Below are 257 nucleotides of genomic sequence, written 5' to 3'. Positions count from 1 at the left end.
ATTTTTGTGAGTTCCTATAGTGTTTCCGATAATAGGAAGCCAGAAATAATGATTAAACATTTTCTTCCGAACTATGAGAGAACAGAGAGTGGTCTCTCTTACCCAAACCCCCCTCATTCCTTATTATCTTTTGTTCAAGGTGTGTATGGAAAAAAACCTGATGCCTACTGGATCTTAATCCCAGCCGTGAATGACAAATTTCATTCCTACTTATCTCCCATTACCCGCAAAGGAATTAAAGATACCTTAGAATATCT

Annotated in this window: 1 protein-coding gene; it reads left to right on the top strand. The window is 37.4% G+C overall.

What is annotated here, in order from left to right; all coding sequences use genetic code 11:
- Positions 1-48: 48 nt before the first annotated feature.
- On the top strand, positions 49-257 hold a 209-nt coding region (locus R0J92_RS24530), incomplete at its 3' end, for a hypothetical protein (RefSeq protein ID WP_411053602.1).

Origin of the sequence: Tritonibacter sp. SIMBA_163, from assembly GCF_046535935.1 — a bacterium.
GTDB classification, from domain to species: domain Bacteria; phylum Pseudomonadota; class Alphaproteobacteria; order Rhodobacterales; family Rhodobacteraceae; genus Epibacterium; species Epibacterium scottomollicae.
The sequence above is the reverse complement of the archived record's forward strand: the minus strand, read 5'-3'. Positions and strand labels throughout refer to the sequence as shown.